This is a genomic window from Streptomyces sp. NPDC055239, assembly GCF_053606205.1.
The window spans coordinates 280,981-307,385 of record NZ_JBSGRD010000009.1; the positions used below are offsets into that span (position 1 = coordinate 280,981).

The window sequence follows — 26,405 nt, forward strand, 5'->3', positions numbered from 1 at the left end:
ACGGCCAACTCCCCAGAGCGCCCCCGCCCCGATACTCCCGGCGGCGTTTCGCAGCCCCCCGATATTTCGCAGACCCCCGACCGTGCGGTCGAGACCGTGTTCCGGATCGAGTCCCCGCGCCTCATCGCCGGTGTCGCGCGGATCGTGCGCGACGTGGGCATCGCGGAGGAGCTCGCGCAGGACGCGCTGGTCGCCGCCCTCGAACAGTGGCCGCGCACCGGCGTCCCCGACAACCCGGGCGCCTGGCTGATGACCACCGCCAAGCGCCGCGCCATCGACCTCGTACGCCGCAGAGAGCGCTACGCGAGCAAGCTTCAGGAGATGGGCCGCGACCTGGAGACGGCGCCGCCCCTCGTCGTCGAACCCGTCGAATCCGTCGACCCTGACTACATTGACGACGACCTCCTGCGTCTCGTCTTCACCGCCTGCCACCCCGTGCTCTCCGCCGAGGCCCGCATCGCACTCACGCTGCGGCTGCTCGGTGGTCTCACGACGCCGGAGATCGCCCGCGCGATGCTGGTCCCCGAGGCGACGGTGGCCCAACGCGTCGTGCGCGCGAAGCGCACCCTCGCCGCCAAGGGGGTGCCCTTCGAAGTGCCGTACGGAGCCGAACGCGAGGCCCGGCTCGGTTCGGTGCTCGAAGTCATCTACCTCATCTTCAACGAGGGGTACGCGGCCACGGCGGGCGACGACTGGCTGCGCCCCTCCTTGTGCGAGGACGCCCTGCGCCTCGCCCGTGTGCTGGCCGCGCTGATGCCGAGGGAGGCCGAAGTGCACGGCCTGGCAGCGCTGTTGGAGCTCCAGACGTCCCGCGCGGCGGCGCGGACGGGCCCAAAGGGCGAGCCGGTGCTCCTCGCCGACCAGGACCGCCGCCACTGGAACCGGCCGCTGATCCGGCGGGGCTTCGAGGCGCTCGCCCGCGCGCACTCGGCGGCTGAGGGCGCGGCAGGACCGTACGCACTCCAGGCCGCGATCGCCGCCTGCCACGCGAACGCCCCTTCGTACGAGGAGACGGACTGGCCCCGGATCGTCACCCTGTACGAACTCCTCGCCGCCCGAGCTCCGTCACCGGTGGTCGAACTGAACCGCGCGGTGGCGGTGTCGATGGCCTCGGGCCCGGCACAGGCGCTGCGCCTCGTGGACGCGCTCGCGGACGAACCCGCCCTGAAGGACTACCACTTGCTGCCGAGCGTGCGGGGCGACCTGCTGGTGAGGCTCGGGCGGGCGGCGGAGGCGCGGGGGGAGTTCGAGCGGGCGGCGGGGCTTACGCGCAATGAGCGGGAGCGGGAGCTGCTGCTGGGGCGGGCTGATTCTTGCAGCCTGTCCGGTGCTTGAGGATGAACTAGGCGAAGATGATGGTGCTGCCCAGGGCCCCGCTCAGGTGCCTGCAACAGGCCGCCCGATCAACATCGCCGGCACCCCCGCCACCCGCGTAAGAAACACGGTCGCCGAATTGGCCCCCCGCGGCTTCACCTTCCGCCGCAGCTCCTCCGGCTCCACCGCGGACCCCCGCTTCTTCACCGTCAGGATCCCGACCTCCCGCTCCCGCAGCACCGCCTTCAACTTCTTCACCCCGAACGGCAGTTGATCGGTGATCTCGTACGCCACCGCGTACGGCGTGGCGTGCAGCGCGTCGGAGGTGACGTACGCGATGGTCTCGTCGATGAGACCGCCCTCCACCCGCGCGGCCACCTCCGCGACCAGGTGCGCGCGGATGACGGCGCCGTCCGGCTCGTACAGATAGCGGCCCACCGCGCGCACCGGCGGATCCGGCAGCATCGTGTCGAGCGAGGACCACAGGGACGCGCCCGAGGGCAGCAGCGTCGCGCGGTGCGACGACGGGGTGTTCGTGCCGAACCACAGCACGGCCTCCTTCACGTCACCGCCGTCCGAGATCCACTCCGCCGCGGCCTCGGCGGGAACGGCCTCGTGCGGAATGCCGGGGGCGATCTTCAGCGCCGCGTGCGGGGCCTTGAGGGCGGCCCGGACGGCCCAGGAGAGGGGCGGGGAGTAGGCCTCGGGGTCGAAGATGCGGCCACGCCCGCCACGCCGCGCGGGGTCCACGAAGACGGCGTCGTACGCGGCTGTGTCGACCTCGGTGACATCGGCCTCGCGCACCTCGATGAGGTCCGAGAGCCCCAGCGCGTCCGCGTTCGCCCGCGCCACCGCGCACGTCAGCGGGTCACGGTCGACGGCGAGGACGGCGATCCGGGCCCGGGCGAGGGCGATCGCGTCGCCGCCGATGCCGCAGCAGAGATCGGCCACGCTGCGTACGCCGAGGGACTTGAAGCTCTCGGCGCGGTGCACGGCCACACTCGTGCGCGTCGCCTGTTCGACGCCGTTCGGAGTGAAGAACATCCGCCCCGCGTCATCGGCGCCGAACTTCGCCACCGCCCGCCGCCGCAGCCGCGCCTGCGCGAGCACCGCGGTGACAAGCTCCGCCGGATGCTCGCGGCGCAGGCGGGTGGCGACGGCGAGCTCCCGGGCCGGATCGGCCTCCCGCACCTCGTCGAGATCGAGCAGCGACCGGCCTTCGGCGGTGAGCAGCGCGGAGAAGGAGGCCAGGGCGGAGTCGAGGTCGTTCACCCGGCCCATTGTGGGCCAGTCGGTGGATGGTGCGCGCCCGGTGGCGGTGTCGGCCCGGTGGCAGGGGTGTGAGCTGCAAAGATCCGGCGCCATGCAACTAGTACGACAAAACGACAAATTCAGCGCAAGTCTGAAGAATCGGGTGCGGGCCGGGGTGGTCGTGCTCGTCGTCGCCGCGATCGCCTCCGGCTGTGCATCGGGCGCCGATGACGGGGGAGCCAGCCCCGCACCCGGTCAGCAGCGCCTGGACGCGCCGCCCGCCCGCGCGCTCGACTCCTACGCCCAGAAACTGCGCGTCGCCGAGGTCGCGCGCGCCGCCGCCGCGAAACGCTGGGGCCTGGCGAAGACCCCGCTGACCGCGCCCGCCGCTCCCGCCGCGAAGGCGAGGATCACCACGCGCAAGGGGTTCGAGGTCAAGGGGCAGGCGAGTCTGCCGCCCGTCTTCACGACCGTCCCGACCAAGAAGAAAGTCGTCTTCCTGACCATCGACGACGGCGCCGAGAAGGACCCGGCGCTGCTCAAGATGATGGGCGAACTGAAGATCCCGTACACCGCGTTCCTCAGCGACTATCTGGTCAAGGAGGACTACGGCTACTTCAAGAAGATGCAGTCCCGCGGCGTCACGCTGAACAATCACACCCTCAACCACCGCTATCTGCCGGGGCTTTCGTACGAAGGCCAGCGGCACGAGATCTGCGGCATGCAGAACATCATCCACAAGCGCTACGGCAAACGGCCCGAACTCTTCCGGCCGCCGTACGGCAACTACAACGTGGACACCCTGCGTGCCGCCAAGTCCTGCGGGATCAAGGCCGTGCCGCTGTGGGCGTCCGAGGCCTTCGCCGACCACATGGAGTGGCGCGAGTGGGACCGGGACCTGCACCCCGGCGACATCATCCTCACGCACTTCCGGGGGCGTGAGGACTGGAAGGGCACGATGCCGGACATGATCCGCAAGGTCATGAAGACGGTCACCGACAAGGGGTACGCGGTGGCCAGGCTCGAGGACTACCTGTGACCCGGCGGGCGCGGGCGCACCGCTACTTCGCGGCGGCGCTCGCGGCGGGCGTGCTCGCGCCCGCGCTGCTCACCGGGTGCGCGCAGTCGGTGGACCCGATCGAGCGCCTCGGCAGAAAAGCGGCGGAGAAGGTCCCGCCGCGCAAACCGACGTCGTCGCCCGACTGCGCCCCGCCCGCCGGGCCGACACACACAGGGCGGCACGCGGCGGGGGAGACGGGGCCGGAGCCGGAACCTCCGGAGTACGGAAAGCGTTGCGGGGACGGGCTCACAACGCCCTCCATGCCTCCGCGAGGCACCCCTCTCCCACGAGAAGTCCCATAAGACCCGCGTCAGTGAATTGGCACTCCGCTTGACCGAGTGCTAATCGCCGTCCTAGTCTCGGCCTTGGCACTCACCACTGGAGAGTGCCAACCAGCGACGGGCAGGTCCGGCACCCGCGACGACGGATCCACCTGGTCGCCACCCCAGACTGTTAACCCCGTAGATCTCCGAAGGGGGAGACCGGATCGTGACGACCGCAAGCTCCAAGGTTGCCATCAAGCCGCTTGAGGACCGCATTGTGGTCCAGCCGCTCGACGCCGAGCAGACCACGGCCTCCGGCCTGGTCATTCCGGACACCGCGAAGGAGAAGCCCCAGGAGGGTGCTGTCCTCGCCGTGGGCCCGGGCCGCTTCGAGAACGGCGAGCGCCTGCCGCTCGACGTCAAGGTCGGCGACGTCGTGCTGTACAGCAAGTACGGCGGCACCGAGGTGAAGTACAACGGCGACGAGTACCTCGTCCTCTCGGCTCGCGACGTCCTCGCGATCGTCGAGAAGTAATTCACCGCTTCACGGCTTTACCTGCTTCACCAGCAGATTTGCTTTTGAGCTGCGCCCCTGGTCACCCCGCTGATTGCCGGGCGGCGAGGGGCGCAGTTCGTTAACCCGAGTTTTCGAGAGGGCTGAATCGCTCCCATGGCGAAGATCCTGAAGTTCGACGAGGACGCCCGTCGCGCCCTTGAGCGCGGCGTCAACAAGCTTGCCGACACCGTCAAGGTGACGATCGGCCCCCGCGGCCGCAACGTCGTCATCGACAAGAAGTTCGGCGCTCCCACCATCACCAACGACGGCGTCACCATCGCCCGTGAGGTCGAGGTCGAGGACCCGTACGAGAACCTCGGCGCGCAGCTCGTCAAGGAGGTGGCGACCAAGACCAACGACATCGCGGGTGACGGCACCACCACCGCGACCGTGCTCGCCCAGGCCCTGGTCAAGGAAGGCCTGCGCAACGTAGCCGCCGGTGCCTCCCCGGCCGCCCTGAAGAAGGGCATCGACGCCGCCGTCAAGGCCGTCTCCGACGAGCTCCTCGCGACCGCGCGCCCGATCGACGACAAGGCCGACATCGCGGCCGTCGCCGGTCTGTCCGCCCAGGACCCGCAGGTCGGCGAGCTCATCGCCGAGGCGATGGACAAGGTCGGCAAGGACGGTGTCATCACCGTCGAGGAGTCCAACACCTTCGGGCTCGAGCTGGACTTCACCGAGGGCATGGCCTTCGACAAGGGTTACCTGTCGCCGTACTTCGTGACGGACCAGGAGCGCATGGAGGCGGTGCTCGAGGACCCGTACATCCTCATTCACCAGGGCAAGATCTCCTCCATCCAGGACCTGCTCCCGCTGCTCGAGAAGGTCATCCAGACCAACGCCTCGAAGCCGCTCCTGATCATCGCCGAGGACGTCGAGGGCGAGGCCCTGTCGACCCTGGTCGTGAACAAGATCCGTGGCACCTTCAACGCCGTCGCGGTGAAGGCCCCCGGCTTCGGCGACCGCCGCAAGGCCATGCTCGGTGACCTCGCCACCCTCACCGGCGGCACCGTCATCGCCGAAGAGGTCGGCCTCAAGCTCGACCAGGTCGGCCTCGACGTGCTCGGCACCGCCCGCCGCGTCACCATCACCAAGGACGACACGACCGTCGTCGACGGTGGCGGCGACTCGGCCGAGGTCACGGGCCGCGTCAACCAGATCAAGGCCGAGATCGAGTCCACGGACTCGGACTGGGACCGCGAGAAGCTGCAGGAGCGCCTGGCGAAGCTCGCCGGTGGCGTCTGCGTGATCAAGGTCGGCGCTGCCACCGAGGTCGAGCTCAAGGAGAAGAAGCACCGTCTGGAGGACGCCATCTCCGCGACCCGCGCCGCGGTCGAGGAGGGCATCGTCTCCGGTGGTGGCTCCGCTCTGGTGCACGCCGTCAAGGTGCTCAAGGACTCCCTCGGCAAGGAGGGCGACGAGGCCACCGGTGTCGCCGTCGTCCGCCGCGCCGCCGTCGAGCCGCTGCGCTGGATCGCCGAGAACGCGGGCCTCGAGGGCTACGTCATCACCTCGAAGGTCGCCGAGCTCGACAAGGGCTTCGGCTTCAACGCCGCGACCGGTGAGTACGGCGACCTGGTCAAGGCCGGCGTCATCGACCCGGTCAAGGTCACGCGCTCCGCTCTGGAGAACGCCGCGTCGATCGCCTCCCTGCTCCTCACGACCGAGACCCTGGTCGTCGAGAAGCCGGCCGAGGACGAGGCTGACGCCGGTGGCCACGGCCACGGTCACTCTCACTGACGCTTGCGCGTAGCTGTGACGGAGGCCCGGTACCCCGCGTTGGGGGTGCCGGGCCTCCGTGCGTCGGCGCTCTACTGCGGGCCGTACTTCCTGCCCGTCCGTGAAGTCACTCCGCCGAGCAGCGCCCTCGGGGTCACCTTCACGACCCCCATCAGCGCCTTGTACCGCGGGTCCGGGATGGAGAGGGTCTTGCCGCGTGCCAGGTCGGCAATGGCGGCCGCGACCAGCTTGTCCGCGTCGAGCCACATCCACTTGGGGATGTTGGACGTCCCCATCCCGGCGCGCTCATGGAACTCGGTCCGTACGAATCCGGGGCACAGGGCCATGAGGCGCACCCCGGATCCGGCCAGATCCTTCGCCGCCCCCTGCGTGAACTGCACGACCCAGGCCTTCGACGCGCCGTACGTACCGCGCGGCACGAACGCCGCCACCGACGCGACGTTGACGACGCCTCCGCGGCCCCGCTCGCGCATCGACTCCGTCGCCGCCGACGTGAGCCGGAGCACCGCCTCGCAGTGCACCTTGAGCATCGTCAGCTCGTCCTCGATCGACACTTCCAGGTACTGGCCCTTGTTGCCGAACCCGGCGTTGTTCACAAGCAGGTCGACCGGACTCCTGCGGTCCGCGAGCCGCTTCTCGACGGCGGCGATCCCGTCGTCCGTCGCCAGGTCCGCGGTGAGGACCTCCGCCTCGATGCCGTGCCGGTCGTGCAGTTCGGTCGCCTGCTCCCGCAGCCGCTCGGTGTTCCGTGCCACCAGGACCAGGTTGTGGCCGTCACCGGCGAGCCGCCGGGCGAAGGCCGCGCCGATACCGGCGGTCGATCCCGTAATCAGAGCCGTAGTCATGGACCAAGGCTAGTGAGATCCGCTGGCCGCCGTGTCGCCCGGACTGCCTGACGGCCCGACCCCGTACTTCTCCACGTACTTCCGCGCCGCTTCCCTCGACTCGGAGTGCAGCGCGTCGCCCGCGGCGAGCAGGTCCGGCAGCAGGTTCCGCTCCGTCGTCACGGCCCTGAACTGGAGGGACACGGTGACGTCGTGCTCCGGCCTGCGCACGATCTCGATCGTGTCCCCGCCGCGGATCTCACCCGGTTCGATCACCCGCAGATAGGCGCCGGGAGCACCGTGCCGCGTGAAGCGCTTCACCCATCCCGTCTCGCCGAGATGGCCCTGGAACGTCCGGCAGGGGATGCGGCCCGATGTCACTTCGAGGAGCAGATCGGGGCCGACGCGCCAGCGCTCGCCGATCTTCGCGCCGCTCACGTCGATCCCGGACGTCGTGAGGTTCTCGCCGAAGGAGCCGCCCGCGAGCGGGTGACCGAGCAGGCGCTCCCACGCGTCGAGGTCCTCGCGCGCATAGGCGTACACCGCCTGGTCGTCACCGCCGTGGTGCCGCAGATCGCAGACGTGGTCCCCGGCGACCCCGCTCCCGGCGCTCCCCTTCGGGCCGGGAGCCGCCACCCGTACGGCTCCTTCGGCAGGCCGCTTGTCGATTCCGGTGCCGCCCGAGGGAGCGTCCGTGTACTCCACGGCTTTGAACCGGCCCGTATTCACAGAAAGAAGCTTCATGACGGAATGCTAGGCGCGCCCACTCAAAGCGTCGACGCATTATTGGGCGTCTGATCCAAGCGTCACTTATGCTTGATCCATGATTGAGGCCCGCCATCTCCGTGTCCTGCGTGCGGTCGCCGCCACCGGCTCCTTCTCGGCCGCGGCGCGCGACCTCGGCTGCACCCAGCCCGCCGTGAGCCAGCAGATGAAGGCACTCGAAGCCTCCACGGGCACGCCGCTGCTTATCCGCACAGGCCGCGAGATGCGCCTGACCCAGGCGGGCGAGGCCCTGGTCCGGCACGCCGCCGGGATCCTGGCAGGACTGACCGCCGCCGAGGAGGAGGTCGCCGCCATCGCGGGCCTGCGGGCGGGCCGGGTCCGCCTCGTCTCCTTCCCCAGCGGCAGCTCGACGCTGGTGCCGAGCGCGCTCGCCGCCCTGCGCGCCGCGCACCCCGGAACGCGGGTCTCGCTCGTGGAGGCCGAACCGCCGCGCTCGGTCGAGATGCTGCGCGAGGGCGACTGCGACGTGGCGCTCGCCTTCCGCTACGACGGCGCGTCCGCCGCCGAGGAGTGGGACGACCTGGTCGTCCGTCCGTTGCTCGCCGACCGGCTCGTCGGTCTCGTGCCCGAGGGGTACCGGCTCGCCAAGGCGGATGCGGTCGCCATCGGGGAACTGGCCGACGAGCCGTGGATCGCGGGCTGTCCGCGCTGTCGCAGGCAGCTGGTCGAGGTCTGCGAAGGGGCGGGTTTCGTGCCCCGCATCGATTTCGCGACCGACGACTATCCGGCGGTGATCGGCCTGGTCGGCGCGGGCCTGGGAGTCGCCGTGCTGCCCGAGCTCGCCATCGAGTCCGTACGCCCCAAAGGTGCACGCACAGTGACGGTCGAGCCCGCCGTCCAGCGCGAGATCGTGGCGCTCACCCTGCCGGATCTGGCGCAGGTGCCCGCGGTGGCCGCCACGCTCGACCACCTCGCGAGGGCCGCGGAGCGCTGAGTGCGCCTCTGCCCTGTTCTGTTGGGGGTGCCTTGAAGAAACGTTCCTTCAGGCTGACGCCGACGGTGCGGACGTCGTGACGAGGCGGTTGCGCGCGCGGCCCATGAGCTCCTCGCGCTCGTCCTCGGTGAGCCCGCCCCACACGCCGTACGGCTCCCGTACCGCGAGGGCGTGAGCGGCGCACTCCGCGCGTACCGGGCACCTCATGCAGACCTCCTTGGCGGAGTTCTCACGCGCGCTGCGTGCCGCGCCCCGCTCGCCCTCGGGATGGAAGAAGAGCGAGCTGTCGACCCCGCGGCAGGCCGCGAGGAGCTGCCAGTCCCAGAGATCTGCGTTCGGTCCGGGAAGGCGGGAGAAATCTGCCATTGCTTGTCTCCTGGTAGCCGTTATGCGCGGATACGGTGCCCATGACCGTACATCTACTGTCTAAGGAGATGAAAATATGACTCATTGGAAAATCTAGCCACAGACACCAGCAAAAGGGAAGGAAAGCGGCTAAATGGGGCATGGGTTGTGATGAAAGGTTGAGGGTCTCTTGCGCCGTCTGCTCTGTGTCCGCGCCCTCACGTAGAGTGCCGAACGAGGCCGACCGCCCCGTAACTCTTTCGGGTGACCGTCGTTGAGTGTGCGAGGCGGTTGAAAGAAGAAGCGCTCGGGCACATGTCCGAGAGCGTCAACCGCACAGGTGACGAATATGTACCAGCCTGGAGGCTCAAGGTGACGCGCAGCAGCTGTGAGAGCCGCGGAGGACAGTCATGACATCCGTCCTCGTCTGCGACGACTCCCCGCTCGCCCGAGAGGCGCTCCGCCGCGCGGTCGCGACCGTGCCCGGCGTCGAGCGCGTGACGACAGCGGCCAACGGCGAGGAAGTCCTCCGCCGCTGGGGCGCCGACCGCTCGGACCTGATTCTGATGGACGTACGCATGCCCGGTCTGGGCGGCGTCGAGACGGTCCGGCGGCTGCTGTCCGCCGACCCCGGTGCGCGCATCATCATGCTCACCGTGGCCGAGGATCTGGACGGTGTCGCGCTCGCGGTCGCCGCCGGTGCCCGCGGCTATCTGCACAAGGACGCCTCGCGCGCCGAGCTGCGCGCGACCGTCACGCAGGCGCTCGCCGACCCGACGTGGCGACTTGCTCCGCGCAGACTGCGTTCGGCCGAGATGGGCGCGGCGCCCACACTCACCGCACGCGAGATCCAGGTGCTCGAGGGCATGAGCCACGGCCGGTCCAACGCCGAGATCGGACGTGAGCTTTTTCTCTCCGAGGACACGGTCAAGACCCACGCCAGGCGGCTGTTCAAGAAGCTCGGCGCCTCGGACCGCGCGCACGCCGTGGCGCTCGGTTTCCGCTGGGGCCTGGTCCGATAGGTGTGCCGCCGTGCGGGCACGGCGATCCCCGCCCGCTGTCTGGTGGGCGGGGTGACGGACGCCCGTCGCTCCCTTTCTCGGGAGCGGTTGCCGTTGCTTCGCCGCCGATGCCGCATCCTTGAGGTGTGGAGTTCCTCGGGGACAGGTCGGTCGAGCGGGAGGGGAGGGCGCACGAGATGAGTTCCGGCGCACCTGCTCATAACGCTTCGGTGCACAACTATGGACGTGGTGCCACGGAGCAGTCAGCGCCAAGGCACCATGGACCGATGCGTGATGACAAGACGACGGTGATCGGCGCCCTCGTCCTTCGCGCGGTCGAGGGCGATGACCGGGCGACGCACGATCTCCTGGCCCATGTGCACCCCCTGGCGCTGCGGTACTGCCGCACGCGCCTCTCTCGACTGCCCGGTGACGCACGGCACTTCGTCGAGGACCTGGCGCAGGAAGTGTGCGTCGCGGTCCTTCTCGCCCTGCCGCGGTACAAGGACACGGGGCGCCCCTTCGAAGCGTTCGTCTTCGCGATCGCCGCGCACAAGGTCGCCGATCTGCAGCGCGCGGCGATGCGCCATCCCGGCTCCACGGCGGTTCCGTCGGACGAGATGCCGGAGCGGCCCGACAACTCCCTCGGTCCCGAGGAGCGCGCGCTCCTCAGCAGCGATGCCGAATGGGCCAAGAAGCTCATGGCCAACCTCTCGGAGAACCAGCGTGAGCTGCTGCTCCTGAGGATCGCGGTCGGGCTCACCGCCGAGGAGACCGGCCAGATGCTGGGGATGTCCCCGGGCGCCGTGCGCGTCGCGCAGCACCGGGCGCTGAGCCGCCTGCGGGCTCTTGCCGAGCAGTAGTACGCAGCTAGAACGCAGCCCGGTCGCGTACGTGTGCCGAGAGCCGAGTACGTGTGCCGAGTGCGTGTACCGAGTACCTGTGCCGCGTACGTGTGAACGTACAAAGTAAGCCGATGATCTTGATCGTGGAATGAGACACCCTCGGTTCCCGTTAGCATGGACATCCGCACCGATCAAGGCCATTTGGGGAAGGTGTCATGACTGCAAACGTCGACGGAGTGCCCGAGAAATTCGCGACGCTCGGGCTGACCTACGACGACGTGCTGCTGTTGCCGGGCGCGTCCGAGGTCCTCCCGAACGCGGTCGACACCTCGTCCCGCATCTCCCGCAACGTCCACGTGAACATCCCGCTGCTCTCCGCGGCGATGGACAAGGTCACCGAGGCCCGCATGGCCATCGCCATGGCGCGGCAGGGTGGCGTCGGCGTGCTGCACCGCAACCTGTCGATCGAGGACCAGGTCAACCAGGTCGACCTCGTGAAGCGCTCCGAGTCCGGCATGGTGACCGACCCGATCACCGTGAACCCGGACGCGACGCTGGCCGAGGCCGACGCGCTTTGCGCCAAGTTCCGCATCAGCGGCGTCCCGGTGACCGACCCGGCGGGCAAGCTGCTCGGCATCGTCACCAACCGCGACATGGCCTTCGAGAACGACCGCAGCCGTCAGGTGCGCGAGGTCATGACGCCGATGCCGCTCGTGACCGGCAAGGTCGGCATCAGCGGTGTGGACGCCATGGAGCTCCTGCGCCGCCACAAGATCGAGAAGCTGCCGCTCGTCGACGACGCGGGGATCCTCAAGGGCCTCATCACCGTCAAGGACTTCAAGAAGGCCGAGCAGTACCCGAACGCGGCCAAGGACGCCGAGGGCCGTCTCCTCGTCGGTGCCGCCGTCGGCGCGAGCCCCGAGGCGCTCGAGCGGGCGCAGGCGCTTGCCGCCGCCGGGGTCGACTTCCTGATCGTCGACACCTCGCACGGGCACAACAGCAACGCCCTGAGCTGGATGTCGAAGATCAAGTCGGGCGTGAACGTCGACGTCATCGGCGGCAACGTCGCGACGCGCGACGGCGCGCAGGCGCTCATCGACGCCGGTGTCGACGGCGTCAAGGTCGGTGTCGGACCGGGTTCCATCTGCACCACGCGTGTGGTCGCCGGAATCGGCGTCCCGCAGGTCACCGCCATCTACGAAGCTGCTGTCGCGGCCCGTGCGGCCGGTGTCCCGGTCATCGGCGACGGCGGCCTCCAGTACTCCGGAGACATCGGCAAGGCGCTGGCCGCCGGCGCCGACACCGTCATGCTCGGCTCGCTGCTCGCGGGCTGCGAGGAGTCGCCGGGTGAGCTGATGTTCATCAACGGCAAGCAGTTCAAGTCCTACCGCGGCATGGGTTCGCTCGGCGCGATGCAGGGCCGTGGCCAGGGACGTTCGTACTCGAAGGACCGCTACTTCCAGGCGGAGGTCTCCTCGGACGACAAGCTCGTGCCCGAGGGCATCGAGGGTCAGGTGCCCTACCGCGGCCCGCTGGCCAACGTGCTGCACCAGCTCGTCGGCGGCCTGCGTCAGACGATGGGTTACGTGGGCGCCGCCTCCGTCGACGAGATGGAGTCCAAGGGCCGCTTCGTGCGCATCACGTCCGCGGGCCTCAAGGAGAGCCACCCGCACGACATCCAGATGACGGTCGAGGCGCCGAACTACACGAACAAGCGCTGACAGCGCTGACCCGATTTCGCCGCGCACGCGCGCGTGGGGGCGGTCCGGATTCCCGGGGCCGCCCCCTTTGCGTGCGTCGGGGATACTGGAACGGCAGACCGAGTGCCGAAGTGCCTAAGAAGTGCGAAGTACCGAAGAAAGCTGAAGGGCCACCCACGTGACTGAGATCGAGATCGGGCGCGGCAAGCGCGGCCGCCGCGCGTACGCCTTCGACGACATCGCCGTCGTGCCGAGCCGTCGTACCCGCGACCCGAAGGAGGTCTCGATCGCCTGGCAGATCGACGCCTACCGCTTCGAGCTGCCCTTCCTGGCGGCGCCGATGGACTCGGTCGTCTCGCCGCAGACCGCGATCCGCATCGGTGAGCTGGGTGGTCTGGGCGTACTGAACCTCGAGGGCCTGTGGACGCGGTACGAGGACCCGCAGCCGCTGCTCGACGAGATCGCTGAGCTGGACACCGACAACGCGACGCGGCGCCTCCAGGAGATCTACGCGGCTCCGATCCAGGCCGACCTGATCGGACAGCGCATCAAGGAGGTGCGCGACTCGGGCGTGGTCACCGCCGCCGCGCTCTCCCCGCAGCGCACCGCCGAGTTCTCCAAGGCCGTCGTGGACGCCGGTGTCGACATCTTCGTCATCCGCGGCACCACCGTCTCCGCCGAGCACGTCTCCGGTGCCGCCGAGCCGCTCAACCTCAAGCAGTTCATCTACGAGCTCGACGTGCCGGTGATCGTCGGCGGCTGCGCCACGTACACCGCGGCGCTGCACCTGATGCGCACGGGCGCGGCCGGTGTCCTCGTCGGCTTCGGCGGCGGCGCCGCGCACACCACGCGCAACGTCCTGGGCATCCAGGTGCCGATGGCCACCGCCGTCGCGGACGTCGCGGCCGCCCGCCGTGACTACATGGACGAGTCCGGCGGCCGGTACGTGCACGTCATCGCTGACGGTGGCGTGGGCTGGTCCGGCGACCTGCCCAAGGCCATCGCCTGCGGCGCCGACTCGGTGATGATGGGCTCCCCGCTGGCGCGCGCCACGGACGCGCCCGGCAAGGGCCACCACTGGGGCATGGAGGCCGTCCACGAGGACGTGCCGCGCGGCAAGCGCGTCGACCTCGGCGTGGTCGGCACGACCGAGGAGATCCTCACCGGTCCCTCGCACATCCCGGACGGCTCGATGAACTTCTTCGGGGCGCTGCGCCGGGCGATGGCGACGACGGGCTACAGCGAGCTCAAGGAGTTCCAGCGCGTCGAGGTGACGGTCGGGGACTCGCAGCACAAGCGCTGATCGATTGCTCCTTGGAGCAGATCGATTGCTTCTTTAAGAAGGGCCCCGGTATTCGTACCGGGGCCCTTTGCGTCTGTCAGAGGCGGTGGGCCGCGCCCGCCGGGGTCGCGCCTCGCGTGTCGAGGAGCAGCTGGGCCTTCACGGCGAGACCTTGCAGGTCGTACGTGCGGTGGTGCTGGAGCAGGATCGTGAGGTCGGCGTCGGCCGCGGCTTCGTAGAGGGAGTCCGCGCGGGGGACGGGGTGGCCGAGCACGCTCCAGCTGGGCACGTAGGGGTCGTGGTAGCTGACGGCGGCGCCCATCTCCATCAGGCGGGTCGCGACCTCCTGGGCGGGGGAGCCCTGCTGGTCGGCGAGGTCGGGCTTGTAGGTGACGCCGAGGAGCAGGACGCGGGCGCCGCGGGCGGACTTGCCGTGCTCGTTGAGCAGGGTCGCCGAGCGCTGGATCACGTACCGGGGCATGCGGTCGTTGACCTGCTGGGCCAGCTCGACCATGCGCAGACCGCGTGCGCCGCGGCCGGGTCCTGGGATGTCCAGGGGGACGCCGTGGCCGCCGACGCCGGGGCCGGGGCGGAAGGCCTGGAAGCCGAAGGGCTTGGTCTCGGCGCAGCGGATGACGTCCCACAGGTCGATGCTCAGGTCGTGGCAGAGCACGGCCATCTCATTGACCAGGGCCATGTTCACGTGCCGGTAGTTGGTCTCCAGGAGATGCACGGTCTCTGCCTCACGCGGGCCACGCGCGCGTACGACCTTGTCGGTGAGGCGGCCGTAGAAGGCTGCGGCCGACTCGGTGCAGGCCGGGGTGAGACCGCCGATGACCTTGGGGGTGCCCGCGTAGCCGTGGGTGCGGTTGCCCGGGTCGAGGCGTCCTGGCGAGTGCGCCAGGTGGAAGTCGCGGCCCGCGCGCAGCCCCGAACCCTCTTCGAGGATGGGGCGGAGGAATTCCTCCGTGGTTCCGGGGTACGCGGGTGACTCGAGGATGACCGTGGTGTGCGGGCGCAGGCGCGCGGCCAGGGCGCGGGCGGCGTCGGCCACCTGGCTCAGGTCGAGGGTGCGGTCGGCTGCCGGAGGAGTGGGAGCGCAGATGACCGCGGTGCGGACCCGGCCGAGCTCGACCGGGTCGGTGGTGGGCCGGAAACCCCCCGAGAGCATCCGGCGGACATCGGCGGCGGTGAGGGTTCCCTCGGCGCCGTCGCAGGGCAGGCGGCCGCTTGCCAGGTCGACGGCGCGGGCCGGGTCGTAGCCGATGGTGGCGATGCCGCCGGAGACGGCGGCCTGGGCGAGGGGCAGGCCGAGGCGGCCGAGACCGATGACGGCGAGATCTGCGGGCATGGCGGTGGGCCGTCCTCCCAATAGCCGGAGCGGGACGAGCGCGCAAGCCCTGTGGACAAGGTGGACCAGCGCAATGTCAGACTAGGAGTAAATATGACCGTTATGCGGCATTGTGCTGTGTCGGGCGTCGGAGTGTTGATCGCGAGTTGTCCACAGGCGGCGGCCGAACTCAGCGGACACGGCCAGAATCTGGGCATGATGTGAGCGCGACCACACCCGACAGCTAACGGGAGGCAGCGGTGAGGACAGCGACCTTGGGACCGGTGGAGCGCGCCGAGTCACTTGCGGGAATGGCCGAGCGGGAGCTGGATGTCCTGGTCGTGGGCGCGGGAGTGGTCGGTGCGGGCACCGCACTGGACGCCGTGACCCGCGGTCTTTCCACCGGCCTCGTCGAGGCGCGGGACTGGGCTTCGGGCACTTCGAGCCGGTCGAGCAAGTTGATCCACGGCGGCCTGCGCTATCTGGAGATGCTCGACTTCGCGCTTGTGCGCGAGGCGCTGAAGGAGCGCGGCCTGCTCCTGGAGCGGCTCGCCCCGCACCTAGTGAAGCCGGTGCCGTTCCTCTATCCCTTGCAGCACAAGGGCTGGGAGCGGATCTATGCCGGGTCGGGCGTCGCGTTGTACGACGCCATGTCGATGTCACGTGGACACGGCCGCGGTCTCCCCATGCACCGCCACCTGACCCGGCGTCACGCCCTGCGCGTCGCCCCGTGTCTGAAGAAGGACGCACTGACGGGGGCCATGCAGTACTACGACGCGCAGATGGACGACGCGCGCTATGTGGCCACGCTGGTGCGCACAGCGGCGGCGTACGGCGCCAAGGTCGCCAACCGCGCCCGTGTGACCGGCTTCCTGCGCGAGGGCGAACGCGTCGTCGGCGCCACGGTGCAGGACGTCGAGGGCGGCGGGGAGTACGAGGTCCGGGCCAAGCAGGTGGTCAACGCCACCGGCGTGTGGACGGACGACACGCAGGCGATGGTCGGCGAGCGCGGCCAGTTCCACGTCCGGGCGTCCAAGGGCATCCATCTGGTCGTACCGAAGGACCGGATCAACTCGACGACCGGTCTCATCCTGCGGACGGAGAAGAGCGTCCTCTTCGTCATTCCGTGGGGCCGCCACTGGATCGTGGGGACGACCGACACCGAATGGGACCTGGACAAGGCCCATCCGGCGGCGTCCAGCGCCGACATCGACTATCTCCTCGAGCATGTGAACTCGGTGCTCGGGGTGCCCCTCTCGCGCGACGACGTCCAAGGGGTGTACGCGGGGCTCCGGCCGCTGCTCGCCGGTGAGTCGGACGCCACGAGCAAGCTGTCGCGCGAGCACACGGTGGCGCATCCGGCGCCGGGCCTCGTGGTCATCGCGGGCGGCAAGTACACGACGTACCGCGTGATGGCGAAGGACGCCGTGGACGAGGCGGTGCACGGCCTCGACCAGCGGGTCGCCGACTGTGTCACCGAGGACATTCCGCTGGTGGGCGCCGAGGGGTACAAGGCGCTGTGGAACGCGCGCGCCAGGATCGCGGCCCGCACAGGCCTTCATGTGGTGCGCGTGGAGCACCTGTTGAACCGGTACGGATCGCTGGCGGAGGAGGTCCTGGAGCTGATCACGGCCGATCCCACACTGGGCGAGCCGCTGCCGGCCGCGGACGACTATCTGCGCGCCGAGATCGTCTATGCCGCGTCGCACGAGGGCGCTCGGCATCTGGACGACGTGCTGACCCGGCGCACGCGCATCTCGATCGAGACGTTCGACCGGGGCACGCGCAGTGCGCGGGTGTGCGCGGAGCTGATGGCGTCGGTTCTCGGCTGGGACAAGGACCAAGTGGAGCGGGAGGTACAGCACTACGAGAAGCGGGTGGAGGCGGAGCGGGAGTCGCAGCGGCAGCCGGACGACCTGACGGCGGACGCGGCGCGGCTGGGGGCACCGGACATCGTCCCGCTCTAGCGCGCCGCTGCGGGGGCGCCACCGCGTCGGTGTGGTCCCGGACATATGCCGTGGCCAGGGGGCTCCGCGGGCCAACAGTGCTGCGGCGGGGCCTTGCTTCGGGTGGCGAGCAAAGGAAGAGTGGCGTCCGTGGCCGGTTTCGAGACCGGCGGCGCACTGGCGGAAGCCAGGCCGATGCGGGCGCCCTCTCCTTGTGCGGGGCCCGTCATGAGGGACGTTGGACCCTGGGCGTAGACCAGTCCCGAAGTAAGGGACAATGAAGGCTCTGTCAGGGCGGGTTGCGCGGGTAGCAGCGGTAGCAGCAGAGGGGACGCATGTCGGACGCGGAGAAGACGGGTCAGTCCCGTCAGGACCAGAGCGAACGTCTCCTCTCCGGGCGCTACCGGCTGGGCGAGGTGCTCGGCCGCGGCGGAATGGGAACCGTCTGGCGCGCCAAGGACGAGACGCTCGGCCGTACGGTCGCGGTGAAGGAACTCCGCTTTCCCTCGAGCATCGACGAGGACGAGAAGCGGCGGCTCATCACGCGTACGTTGCGTGAGGCCAAGGCGATCGCACGGATCCGCAACACCAGCGCGGTGACCGTGTACGACGTGGTCGACGAGGACGACCGGCCGTGGATCGTGATGGAGCTCGTCGAGGGCAAGTCGCTCGCCGAGGCCCTTCGCGAGGACGGGCTGCTCACGCCGAGGCGCGCGGCCGAGGTCGGCCTCGCGGTGCTCGACGTGCTGCGTTCCGCGCACCGCGAGGGGATTTTGCACCGCGACGTGAAGCCGTCGAACGTGCTGATCGCCGAGGACGGGCGCGTCGTCCTCACGGACTTCGGTATCGCGCAGGTCGAGGGCGACCCGTCGATCACGTCCACCGGCATGCTCGTCGGCGCCCCCTCGTACATCTCGCCCGAGCGGGCCCGTGGGCACAAGCCGGGTCCGGCGGCCGACCTGTGGTCGCTGGGCGGGCTGCTGTACGCGGCGGTGGAGGGCGTGCCTCCGTACGACAAGGGGTCGGCGATCGCGACCCTGACCGCGGTCATGACCGAGGACGTCGAACAGCCGACGAACGCCGGGCCGTTGGAGAAGGTCATCTACGGCCTGCTCGCCAAGGACCCCGAGCAGCGGCTCGACGACGCGGGGGCGCGGGCGTTCCTGCTCGACGTGATCCACGCGCCCGAGGTCAAGGACGAGCCGGAGCCGGTCGACGCGACGAAGGTCGTGCCGCTGCCTCCGGTGCCGCCGTCCTTGGGCAAGCGCTTCGGCAAGAACAAGAGCAAGGGCAAGGGCAAGTCGGGCGCGGCGGCTGCGACTGCGGCTGCGGCTGCGTCGGTCGGGTCCTCCGAGACCGCGGGGTCCTCCGAGACTGCGGGGGCCTCCGCGAACTCGGGCGCGAACTCGGACGTGAAATCCGGTGCGGACTCTGGTGTCGGCAAGGGCGAAGAGACCGCTGACCGGCTGAAGGGCGCGCTCAGGTCGGTGCGGAAGGCGGCGGCTGCGGCCACCGCGCGGGGTGCGGAGACGGGTACGGGCGCGGGGGCCGGGGCCGGGGCGGCCTCCGGGACTGTCGCTTCCGCTGAGGTCTCTGGTGCTCCCTCGGTACCGTCCGCTCCCGCGACGCCGCCGCGTGCGACGCCTCCCAAGGCCTCGCTCACCGATGTCGTGCCTCGGCGCACGCTCGTGATCTTCTCGGTGGCCCTCGCGATCGCGGTGCTCGGGACCGTCCTTGCCTTCTCGCTGAGCGGCGGGGACGAGAGCGGTGCGGGGGACAGCAAGAACGGCGGCGACAAGACCACGTCCAGCGGGGCGACCGCGGGCGGCGGCGAGAAGGACAAGGAGACGGACAAGGGCGCCGGGCAGGACGGCGGTGCCGACAAGGGCAAGGGCAAGGACGAGGCGGGCGCGAGTCCGGACGAGAGCTCCGGTTCGGACGAGGACAAGGACGAGAGCGGCGACGACGGTGAGGACGACTCCGGCAAGAAGCCGGATGACGGCGCCGAGTCGACGTACAAGCACTCCCAAGGGTTCTCGGTGGGTCTGCCCAAGGGCTGGAAGTACGAGTCCACGGCGGCCGCGGGCGCGCGTTTCTCCGGGCCGAACGGGCAGAAGCTGCTGATCGGCTGGACTTCCACCCCCAAGTCCGACCCCGTGAGCGACTGGAAGAAGCAGGAGTCGTACATGGTCCGGTCGCAGTACAAGCGGATCCGGATAGAGAAGGCCGACTACCGCGGCTGGAACACGGCCGACTGGGAGTTCACGTACGTCGACGGCGGCACGAAGTTCCGCTCGATAGACCGTGGGTTCGTCGTCAACGGCGGTCTGGGCTACGGAATGATGTATACGGCCAAGGCCGACAAGTGGGACAGCGACGAGCGCAAGGACGCGTGGGAGACCTTCACCAAGTCGTTCAAGCCGAAGAAGTAGTTCGCGGAACGGGTCTCGGCGAGATCTGGAATCCCCTCAATGTGGTTTGCCTCTGGCACGTATCGTGAGTGCTTGCGGACCGTACGCAGCCGCAACAAGGCGTAACACGAACGGAATTGACCACCGGGCGGACGCGGGGAGGCGTCGTGGACGAATACGCGGGGCGGGTACTCGCCGACCGTTACCGCCTCCCGCTGCCTCCCGCGGACGAGTACGAACTCGCCGAGACGAGGGCATTCGATACGTACAGCGGGCAGGAAGTCCTGGTCAGACAGGTTCCGTTGCCCGAGGTCGTCGATGCGGAAGTGCTTGAGCTCGATGAGCGTGACCTCCCGGAGGGAGAGCTTCCGGCGGGGTTCGTGAGCGCGGGGGCGGTGCGACGGCCCTCGGCGCGTACGACGCGCAGGCCGTCCGATCCGGCGGTGCGGCGCGCGATAGAGGCTGCGCAGGCCGCCGCGCAGATCCCCGACCACCCTCGGCTCGACCAGGTCTTCGACGTGTTCGCCGAGGGCGGTTCGCTGTGGATAGTCAGCGAGCTGGTGGCGGCGAGGCCGCTGGCCGCGCTGCTCGCGGACCGGCCGTTGAGCCCGTACCGGGCGGCGGAGATCGCGTCGGACGTGGTGACGGCGCTGCGGGTGCTGCACGCGCACGGCTGGGTCCACCGGAACATCACCGCTCGCACGGTCCTGGTCTGCGACGACGGCAGAGTGGTCCTCACGGGCCTCGCGGCGGGCGCGGCGGAAGAGGCGTTGTGCGGGTACGACCCTCGGCCCGAGGAGTACTTCGCGGGCTTCGAGGGCGGGGCTGACGGCCATGCCGGTGGTGCTGGTGGTGCCGGTGATGCTGGTGATGAGCCTGACGCAGACGAGCCTGATGAGTCTGATGAGGCCTACGCGATTGATGAGGCCGACGGTTCGCGTGGGCATGCCGCGATCGAGGCAGCCCAGGCCGTGGAGCCCGAGGGCGACCCACGTGCGGCACGGTCCAGCGCGATAGCCGCGTACCGCGCGGGGGCGCGGGCAGCGGCGCGGGGCGGAGAGTTGCCGGGGCCCAGGGACGGCGGGGCGGGCGACGAGGAAGGGCCGCGCGGGTACGGCGCGGGCGCGGAGGGCGGCAACGGCGGTGCGGCCGAGGCCGAGGTCGCCGGGCGGATCCTGGATCCGTACGGCGTCGGGGGTACGAAGCAGTGGCACGGGGCCGTGCCGAGGAACGGGCGCGCGGGCGCGGGGGTGTCGAGTTCCGGTGCGCCGAGCTCTGGCGCGGGGAACGGCGGCGGCGCTTTTGGCCACAACGGCGGCACTTCCGGCCACAACGGCGGAGGGTCCGGCCCCACGTCACATAACGACGCCCCGGGCTCCGCGCTCAGCAGGGGCGGTCCTGGCTCCATCCCCGCCCCCGCCACTCCCGGCCCTGCCACTCCCGTCCCCAACGCCGCGCCCTCCGCATCCGGCCACAGCTACTGGGACGCCCTCGTCGCCGAGCGGAGCGGCGCCCGGCGTGGCCCCGCCACCGCTCTTGCCGCGGAGCGCGCCCGTCACGCGCGGATGACCGTGGTCGGAGGCGTGACCGAGAGGTGGGCGCCCGAGCAGGCCGGGCCCGTGCACGAGAACTGGCAGCTCGCCCCGCCCATCGGACCCGCGACCGACCTCTGGGCGCTTGGCGCCCTGCTCTTCCGGGCCGTGCAGGGCCACGCGCCCTACCCGGAGGAGAGCACCTTCGAGCTCGTCCAGCTGGTGTGCGCCGAGCCGCCCGCCTACGCGGAGGAGTGCGGCCCGCTGCGGCCGGTCGTCGAGTCGTTGCTGCGGCAGGACCCCACCGAGCGGCTCGACTTCGAGGAGCTGAACGGCTGGCTGCGTTCCCTTGTCCGCTCGGCGCCCGAGCCGGAAGCCGGTGTGAACGTCGTGCCCGCGCCGCCGTTCAACGCCAGGCGGCTGCCCGTCATACGCCGTCGCGGTGATCTCGTACGTCGCAAGAAGTGGCGTACGACCGAGAAGCGGCGCGCACCCGAGAAGCCACGTACACCCGAGAAGCGGCGCGCCGCCGCGCCCGCCGCCACCCCGACGTCGAACCGGCAGAACGGGCGGCACAAGCACAAGCAGCCCAAGCGAGGGCGGGAGCGGGAGCGGGAAGCCAGGATGGCGTCCGTGGCGCCCGAGGCCGCACCCGCGCCCAAGCGCAGCGACGTGCCCAAGTCCAGGACCAGTTCCAGGCCCAGTTCCAGGCCCAGGCCCCAGCGGAGCGAGGCGCCCAAGCGGAGCGGCGTGCCCAAGCAGAGCGGGTCGGGGCGGCCGCGCTCGCTGGGTCGGCTCCTGCTCGTCCTCGTCCTGGTCGGGCTCGTCGCGGCGGTCGCGTACGCCGTGGCCTTCATGCCCAAGTCGGGGAAGAACGAGGGCAGCGACCGTGCGGGCTCCGCGGGGAACCCCGGCAGCAGCCAGGCGTCCGAACCCGGCAGCAGCCCCAGCGCCCGGCCCAGCGAGGACGGCAAGTCCGACCGGCCGAGCGGCAAGCCCGAGAAGAGCCCGGAGAAGGAGAAGACACAGACCGGCGGGCCCGACCTGCCGCGCGGCTTCACGCTCCGCAAGGACGCGGAGGGCTTCCGGGTCGCCGTCGCGAGCGGCTGGGACCGGCAGCCCAAGAACGGGCGGGGGCAGGTCGTCTACACGCACGGGGACTTCGAGCTGATCGTCGTGCCGGGGCGGGACGGCACGGACGAGTACGGCAAGGACCCGATGAAGTATCAGCGCGAGCACGAGCGCGAGCTGCAGCCGTTCCGCGACTCGACCTGGGCCACGTCCAGCGGGATGCGCACGGTGGAGGTCGGCGGGCGGACCATGGCCGAAGGGCAGTTCACCTGGCAGGATGCGGAGGGGCGCGAGACCTTCGTACGGAATCTCGCGATGGCCGTCGGCGGGAAGTACCACATCGTGCAGATCCGGGGGCCGGAAGCCGAGCGTGACGAGGTGTCGCGTCTCTTCGAGCAGGCTTCGGACACGTATCAGGCCGACTGAGACAGTCCGTTAGCAGTCGTTCCCGTACCCTTCGCGGTCATGAACGGCCCTGGAAGTTCACATCCGTTCATGAATTTTCACAGGTGTTCTTAGATGGTCATGGATGTTCGTAAACATTCATGAACGCTGAATTAGCCCTCTGATCAGCGGTAGTTGGTGTCCCGGAACGCCCCGTTTAACTGCGTCACGCGTCACAGTGAGGTCTCTGAGCACCCCCGGAGGTTCCCCGTACGCCTACCGCTCCCTAACCTGGGCCTTGTCAGAACCAATGCGGGGGATCGTGAATCAGATGCAGGGCCTGCTCCTCGCGGGCCGCTACCGGCTCGGTGAGTCCATAGGCCGCGGTGGCATGGGACGAGTGTGGCGGGCGCACGACGAGGTGCTGCACCGCACGGTCGCCGTCAAGGAGCTGACGGCTGCCCAGTTCGTGGCGGAGGCCGACCGCGCGGTCCTTTTTGCGCGCACGCACGCGGAGGCGCGGGCCGCCGCCAGGATCAACCACCCCGCGGTCGTCACCGTCCACGACGTCCTGGAGTACGACGCCAGGCCCTGGATCGTGATGGAGCTCGTCGAGGGCTGTTCGCTCGCGGACGCCGTCAAGGACCGGGGCCGTATCGAGCCCGTCGAGGCCGCCCGTATCGGCCTGTGGACCCTGAAGGCCCTGCGCGCCGCGCACGCCGCCGGAGTCCTGCACCGCGACGTCAAGCCCGGCAACGTCCTCCTGTCGAACGACGGGCGCATCCTGCTCACCGACTTCGGGATCGCCGCGATCGAGGGGGACTCGACGATCACGCGGACCGGCGAGGTCGTCGGCTCCGTCGACTATCTGGCGCCCGAGCGGGTCAGCGGCGCCAACCCCGGTCCCGCGTCGGACCTCTGGGCGCTCGGCGCCACGCTGTACACGGCGGTCGAGGGGAACTCCCCGTTCCGGCGCACGTCGCCGATCGGCACGATGCAGGCCGTGGTCGCGGAGGAGCCCGCGCCGCCCGAGCACGCGGGCGCGCTCGCCACCGTCATCAGCGCGTTCCTGCGCAAGGACCCGGACACCCGGCCGACCGCGGAAGTGGCCGAGCTGATGCTGGCAGAGGCCGCGGAGGGGCGGCAGCCGAGCTCCGGTCCCGCGTACGTGCCGACGCAGGTCCACGCCACGTCCCAACAGCCGCAGTCCCAGCCGCAGTCCCAGTCCCAGCCACAGCCGTACGCGCAGACGCCGCAGCCCGGCACCGTCGCCCAAGGAACTCAGGGAAACGGCTACGACTCCGGTAGCACCGGCACCGGCACCGGCACCGGCACCGGAACGGCCACAGGGACAGGCCCCCACTCCGCACCCCACCACTCCGGCACCGTCGTCCACGGCGCCCACCAGCCCCCGTACAAGACCCCGAAGCGCCGCAAGTGGCCCGCGATCGTCGCCGCGGCCGCGCTGGTCGTGCTGCTCGGTGGCGGAACCGCGGGCTATCTGTACTTCCAGGGCAGCGACAACGGCAGTACGCCGCAGTCCAGTGGCGACGGAGAGCCGGGCAAGGCCGTCGGCGGCATACCCGACGGCTGGCACCGGGTGAAGGACGCCGCGGGCTTCAGCCTCATGCTGCCCAAGGGCTGGGAGCGCGAGGCCAACGGCAGCCAGATCGACTACACCCCGGACCACGGACGGCACTTCGTACGCATCAGCATCGACCGCAACACGACGTTCGAGAGCCCCTACAGGCATCAGCTGGAGCTGGAGAAGAACCTGCGGCCCAAGCTGCCCGACTACAAGCGGCTGCAGCTGGACCAGAACACCTACCGCGACCTGCAGGGCGCGCTCTGGGAGTTCAGCTGGACGGCGGGGGCGAACGACACGACCGCGGGCCCGCGCCGCGCCATCTCACAGAGCTATATCAGCCGTGAGGGCGTCGAATACGTGATTTACATGTCGTCCCCCGCCGCCGACTGGGACAAGGCGCGGCAGCAGTTCGACTCGATACTCCTGGGCTGGCGGGAAGGCTGAACACGGCCGTCAGCACCCGGGGCGGCCGGGACAAGCGGCCGGAACCAGTCCGCCGTGCAGGCCAACAGGGTCCGACCGCACACGTGTGGGGCATGATGGCCGCATGGGGAGCGTGGGGGACAACGCCCGGGTCATAGCTGGCCGTTACCGCCTGGATGTGCGGCTCGGCAGGGGTGGCATGGGCGTGGTCTGGCAGGCCACGGATCTGTTCCTCGGCCGCCGGGTCGCCGTCAAGGAACTCGCGCTCGACGACACGCTCTCCGAATCCGACGCGATGCAGCAGGTCGAACGCACCCTGCGCGAGGCGCGGGCGGCGGCGCAGCTCCAGCATCCGCACATCATCGTCGTCCACGATGTCGTCGTACAGAGCGACCACCCGTACATCGTGATGGAGTTGATCGAGGGCGGTTCGCTGGCCGGGCGGATCTCGCGCTCGGGTCCGATGCACGCGCGGACGGTGGCCCGGATGGGCATCGATCTGCTGGGGGCGCTGCGGGTCGCGCACGCCGCGGGGGTGCTGCACCGCGACATCAAGCCGGCCAACGTCCTCATGGAGGAGGCGACCGGGCGTGTCGTGCTCACCGACTTCGGGATCGCTCAGGTCAGCGGGGCGACGACGCTCACGGAGATCGGGTCCTTCGTGGGCTCTCCCGAGTACACCGCGCCCGAGCGTATGTCGGGCGAGCGGACAGGACCCGAGTCCGACCTCTGGTCGCTCGGCGCGCTCCTCGTCGCCGCCGTGACCGGCGAGTCGCCTTTCCGCCGGGACTCGATCAGCCAGGTGCTGCACGCCGTCGTCTTCGACGAGATCCGCCCGCCGCCCGCCGCCGCACCGCTGCTGCCCGTCATCCTCGGGCTCCTCGAACGTGACCCGGACCGGCGGCTCGGCGTGGACGATGCCGAGCGGTTGCTTCGGACGTACGTCGAGACGGGACGGATGCCCTCGACACCCGCGGGCCGGGCCGGCGGGCAGCCTTCGGCGCTGCCTGGCGGGCGGCTCGGCGGCTACACGCCCACCTACCGTGACCTGCCCACCCGTCCGCCGGGCCAAGCCGCGGGCCCGTCGCGCCGCCGTCGCCGCGCCATGCTGATCGCCGCCGCGCTCGTGGCCGCGGTGGCAGGGGCAGCGGTGTCCGCCGTGCTCCTGTTGAGCAGGGACGGCGGGAGGGGCGGCGGTACGCCGTCGACGCCGGCCTCGCACAGTTCGCAGACCGGGCCGACGCGGACGGGGAGTTCCTCGCCCTCGCCGACCCCGACGGTGACGGTGACGCGCGGCTCCCACACCCCGAAGCCCTCGATGCCAGAGGCCCCCGACGGCTACCGCGTCACGCCGGACCGCAGGGGCTTCACGCTCGCCGTGCCGGACGGCTTCACACGCGAGGAGGACGGGCCCCGCGTCTTCTACAAGTCGCCGGGCGGCACCTTCCGCATAGGCATCAAGAGTTCGGCCACGGAGCCGGGCGGCCCGCTCGCCGTGCAGCGCCGCTCCGACGCGAAGGGGCCGGAGAACAACCCCGGCTACCGGGAGGGCGAGGTCACCGAGACCTCGCACAACGGACGGCCCGCGGCTCTCTGGCAGTTCAGCTGGGACGGCTTCACGGCGGCGGAGGGCGACCGGCACACGTTCGACCTGTGCTGGGAGGAGGGCGGCCGGATGTACGACGTGTGGGTCTCGGCGCCGGTCGGCAGAGCCAAAGAGGCCAGGCGGTATTTCGACACGGCGGTCGACTCGTTCGTGCGCCGCTGAGGCTCGTTCGTACGCCGCTGATGTCCGGAACGCACCCCGCTGAGGCCCGGC

20 protein-coding genes are annotated in these 26,405 nt (G+C 70.2%); 14 read left to right on the forward strand and 6 right to left on the reverse strand.

The window, feature by feature from the left end:
* The first annotated feature begins 63 nt into the window (after positions 1-63).
* Positions 64-1,335, forward strand: a complete 1,272-nt coding sequence (locus tag ACWFRJ_RS27750; RefSeq protein ID WP_453536716.1) for an RNA polymerase sigma factor — start codon at positions 64-66, stop codon at positions 1,333-1,335.
* A gap of 42 nt (positions 1,336-1,377) precedes the next feature.
* Here ACWFRJ_RS27750 and ACWFRJ_RS27755 read toward each other — a convergent pair whose 3' ends face one another.
* Positions 1,378-2,586: a THUMP-like domain-containing protein gene (locus ACWFRJ_RS27755; RefSeq protein WP_453536414.1), complete on the reverse strand. Its 1,209-nt coding sequence runs from the start codon at positions 2,584-2,586 to the stop codon at positions 1,378-1,380.
* 91 nt (positions 2,587-2,677) lie between these two features.
* Between ACWFRJ_RS27755 and ACWFRJ_RS27760 the strand changes: the two genes are divergently transcribed.
* A complete protein-coding gene (locus ACWFRJ_RS27760; protein WP_453536417.1) occupies positions 2,678-3,604 on the forward strand; it encodes a polysaccharide deacetylase family protein in 927 nt (308 codons plus the stop codon).
* Positions 3,605-3,626: 22 nt separating this feature from the next.
* On the opposite strand, the gene ACWFRJ_RS27765 is transcribed toward ACWFRJ_RS27760, so the two are convergent.
* Positions 3,627-3,875, reverse strand: a complete 249-nt coding sequence (locus ACWFRJ_RS27765) for a hypothetical protein (RefSeq protein WP_453536420.1) — start codon at positions 3,873-3,875, stop codon at positions 3,627-3,629.
* A 239-nt stretch (positions 3,876-4,114) separates the two neighbouring features.
* On the opposite strand from ACWFRJ_RS27765, the gene groES reads away from it, so the two are divergent.
* Complete coding sequence (gene groES, locus ACWFRJ_RS27770) at positions 4,115-4,423, forward strand: co-chaperone GroES (protein WP_006347174.1); 309 nt, start codon at positions 4,115-4,117, stop codon at positions 4,421-4,423.
* 135 nt (positions 4,424-4,558) lie between these two features.
* Entirely contained in the window at positions 4,559-6,184 is a 1,626-nt protein-coding gene (gene groL / locus ACWFRJ_RS27775) for a chaperonin GroEL (RefSeq protein ID WP_453536423.1), read from the forward strand.
* 71 nt (positions 6,185-6,255) lie between these two features.
* Here the strand turns inward: groL and ACWFRJ_RS27780 are convergent, their stop codons facing one another.
* The gene (locus tag ACWFRJ_RS27780) at positions 6,256-7,029 is read right to left on the reverse strand and encodes an SDR family NAD(P)-dependent oxidoreductase (RefSeq protein WP_453536426.1); all 774 of its coding nucleotides are present in this window, start codon (positions 7,027-7,029) and stop codon (positions 6,256-6,258) included.
* A 9-nt stretch (positions 7,030-7,038) separates the two neighbouring features.
* Entirely contained in the window at positions 7,039-7,752 is a 714-nt protein-coding gene (locus ACWFRJ_RS27785) for an MOSC domain-containing protein (protein ID WP_453536429.1), read from the reverse strand.
* A gap of 79 nt (positions 7,753-7,831) precedes the next feature.
* Here ACWFRJ_RS27785 and ACWFRJ_RS27790 point away from each other — a divergent pair, with 79 nt between their 5' ends.
* Positions 7,832-8,728, forward strand: coding sequence for a LysR family transcriptional regulator (locus ACWFRJ_RS27790; protein WP_453536431.1), 897 nt, complete (start codon positions 7,832-7,834; stop codon positions 8,726-8,728).
* Between the two features lie 48 nt (positions 8,729-8,776).
* Here the strand turns inward: ACWFRJ_RS27790 and ACWFRJ_RS27795 are convergent, their stop codons facing one another.
* On the reverse strand, positions 8,777-9,094 hold the full coding sequence (locus tag ACWFRJ_RS27795) for a WhiB family transcriptional regulator (RefSeq protein WP_383275763.1): 318 nt from the start codon (positions 9,092-9,094) through the stop codon (positions 8,777-8,779).
* A gap of 389 nt (positions 9,095-9,483) precedes the next feature.
* Between ACWFRJ_RS27795 and ACWFRJ_RS27800 the strand changes: the two genes are divergently transcribed.
* The 4 genes from ACWFRJ_RS27800 (at position 9,484) to ACWFRJ_RS27815 (ending at position 13,922) form a co-directional block, all read left to right on the forward strand.
* Positions 9,484-10,095 (forward strand): response regulator transcription factor, encoded by a 612-nt coding sequence (locus ACWFRJ_RS27800; RefSeq protein ID WP_003948568.1) that lies wholly within the window; start codon positions 9,484-9,486, stop codon positions 10,093-10,095.
* 266 nt (positions 10,096-10,361) lie between these two features.
* Positions 10,362-10,937, forward strand: coding sequence for a sigma-70 family RNA polymerase sigma factor (locus tag ACWFRJ_RS27805; protein WP_453536435.1), 576 nt, complete (start codon positions 10,362-10,364; stop codon positions 10,935-10,937).
* 197 nt (positions 10,938-11,134) lie between these two features.
* The gene (gene guaB / locus ACWFRJ_RS27810) at positions 11,135-12,640 is read left to right on the forward strand and encodes an IMP dehydrogenase (RefSeq protein ID WP_453536437.1); all 1,506 of its coding nucleotides are present in this window, start codon (positions 11,135-11,137) and stop codon (positions 12,638-12,640) included.
* A 157-nt stretch (positions 12,641-12,797) separates the two neighbouring features.
* A complete protein-coding gene (locus ACWFRJ_RS27815) occupies positions 12,798-13,922 on the forward strand; it encodes a GuaB3 family IMP dehydrogenase-related protein (RefSeq protein WP_383275772.1) in 1,125 nt (374 codons plus the stop codon).
* A gap of 76 nt (positions 13,923-13,998) precedes the next feature.
* Here ACWFRJ_RS27815 and ACWFRJ_RS27820 read toward each other — a convergent pair whose 3' ends face one another.
* A complete protein-coding gene (locus ACWFRJ_RS27820) occupies positions 13,999-15,252 on the reverse strand; it encodes a nucleotide sugar dehydrogenase (RefSeq protein ID WP_383275775.1) in 1,254 nt (417 codons plus the stop codon).
* Between the two features lie 239 nt (positions 15,253-15,491).
* Here ACWFRJ_RS27820 and ACWFRJ_RS27825 point away from each other — a divergent pair, with 239 nt between their 5' ends.
* From ACWFRJ_RS27825 to ACWFRJ_RS27845, 5 genes are all read left to right on the forward strand, one after another.
* Positions 15,492-17,198 (forward strand): glycerol-3-phosphate dehydrogenase/oxidase, encoded by a 1,707-nt coding sequence (locus ACWFRJ_RS27825; protein ID WP_453536441.1) that lies wholly within the window; start codon positions 15,492-15,494, stop codon positions 17,196-17,198.
* A gap of 314 nt (positions 17,199-17,512) precedes the next feature.
* Positions 17,513-19,609, forward strand: coding sequence for a serine/threonine-protein kinase (locus tag ACWFRJ_RS27830; RefSeq protein WP_453536444.1), 2,097 nt, complete (start codon positions 17,513-17,515; stop codon positions 19,607-19,609).
* Between the two features lie 146 nt (positions 19,610-19,755).
* A complete protein-coding gene (locus tag ACWFRJ_RS27835) occupies positions 19,756-22,617 on the forward strand; it encodes a protein kinase (RefSeq protein WP_453536447.1) in 2,862 nt (953 codons plus the stop codon).
* 289 nt (positions 22,618-22,906) lie between these two features.
* Positions 22,907-24,607, forward strand: a complete 1,701-nt coding sequence (locus ACWFRJ_RS27840) for a serine/threonine-protein kinase (protein ID WP_453536719.1) — start codon at positions 22,907-22,909, stop codon at positions 24,605-24,607.
* A 103-nt stretch (positions 24,608-24,710) separates the two neighbouring features.
* Positions 24,711-26,354, forward strand: coding sequence for a protein kinase domain-containing protein (locus ACWFRJ_RS27845; RefSeq protein WP_453536450.1), 1,644 nt, complete (start codon positions 24,711-24,713; stop codon positions 26,352-26,354).
* Positions 26,355-26,405: the final 51 nt, after the last annotated feature.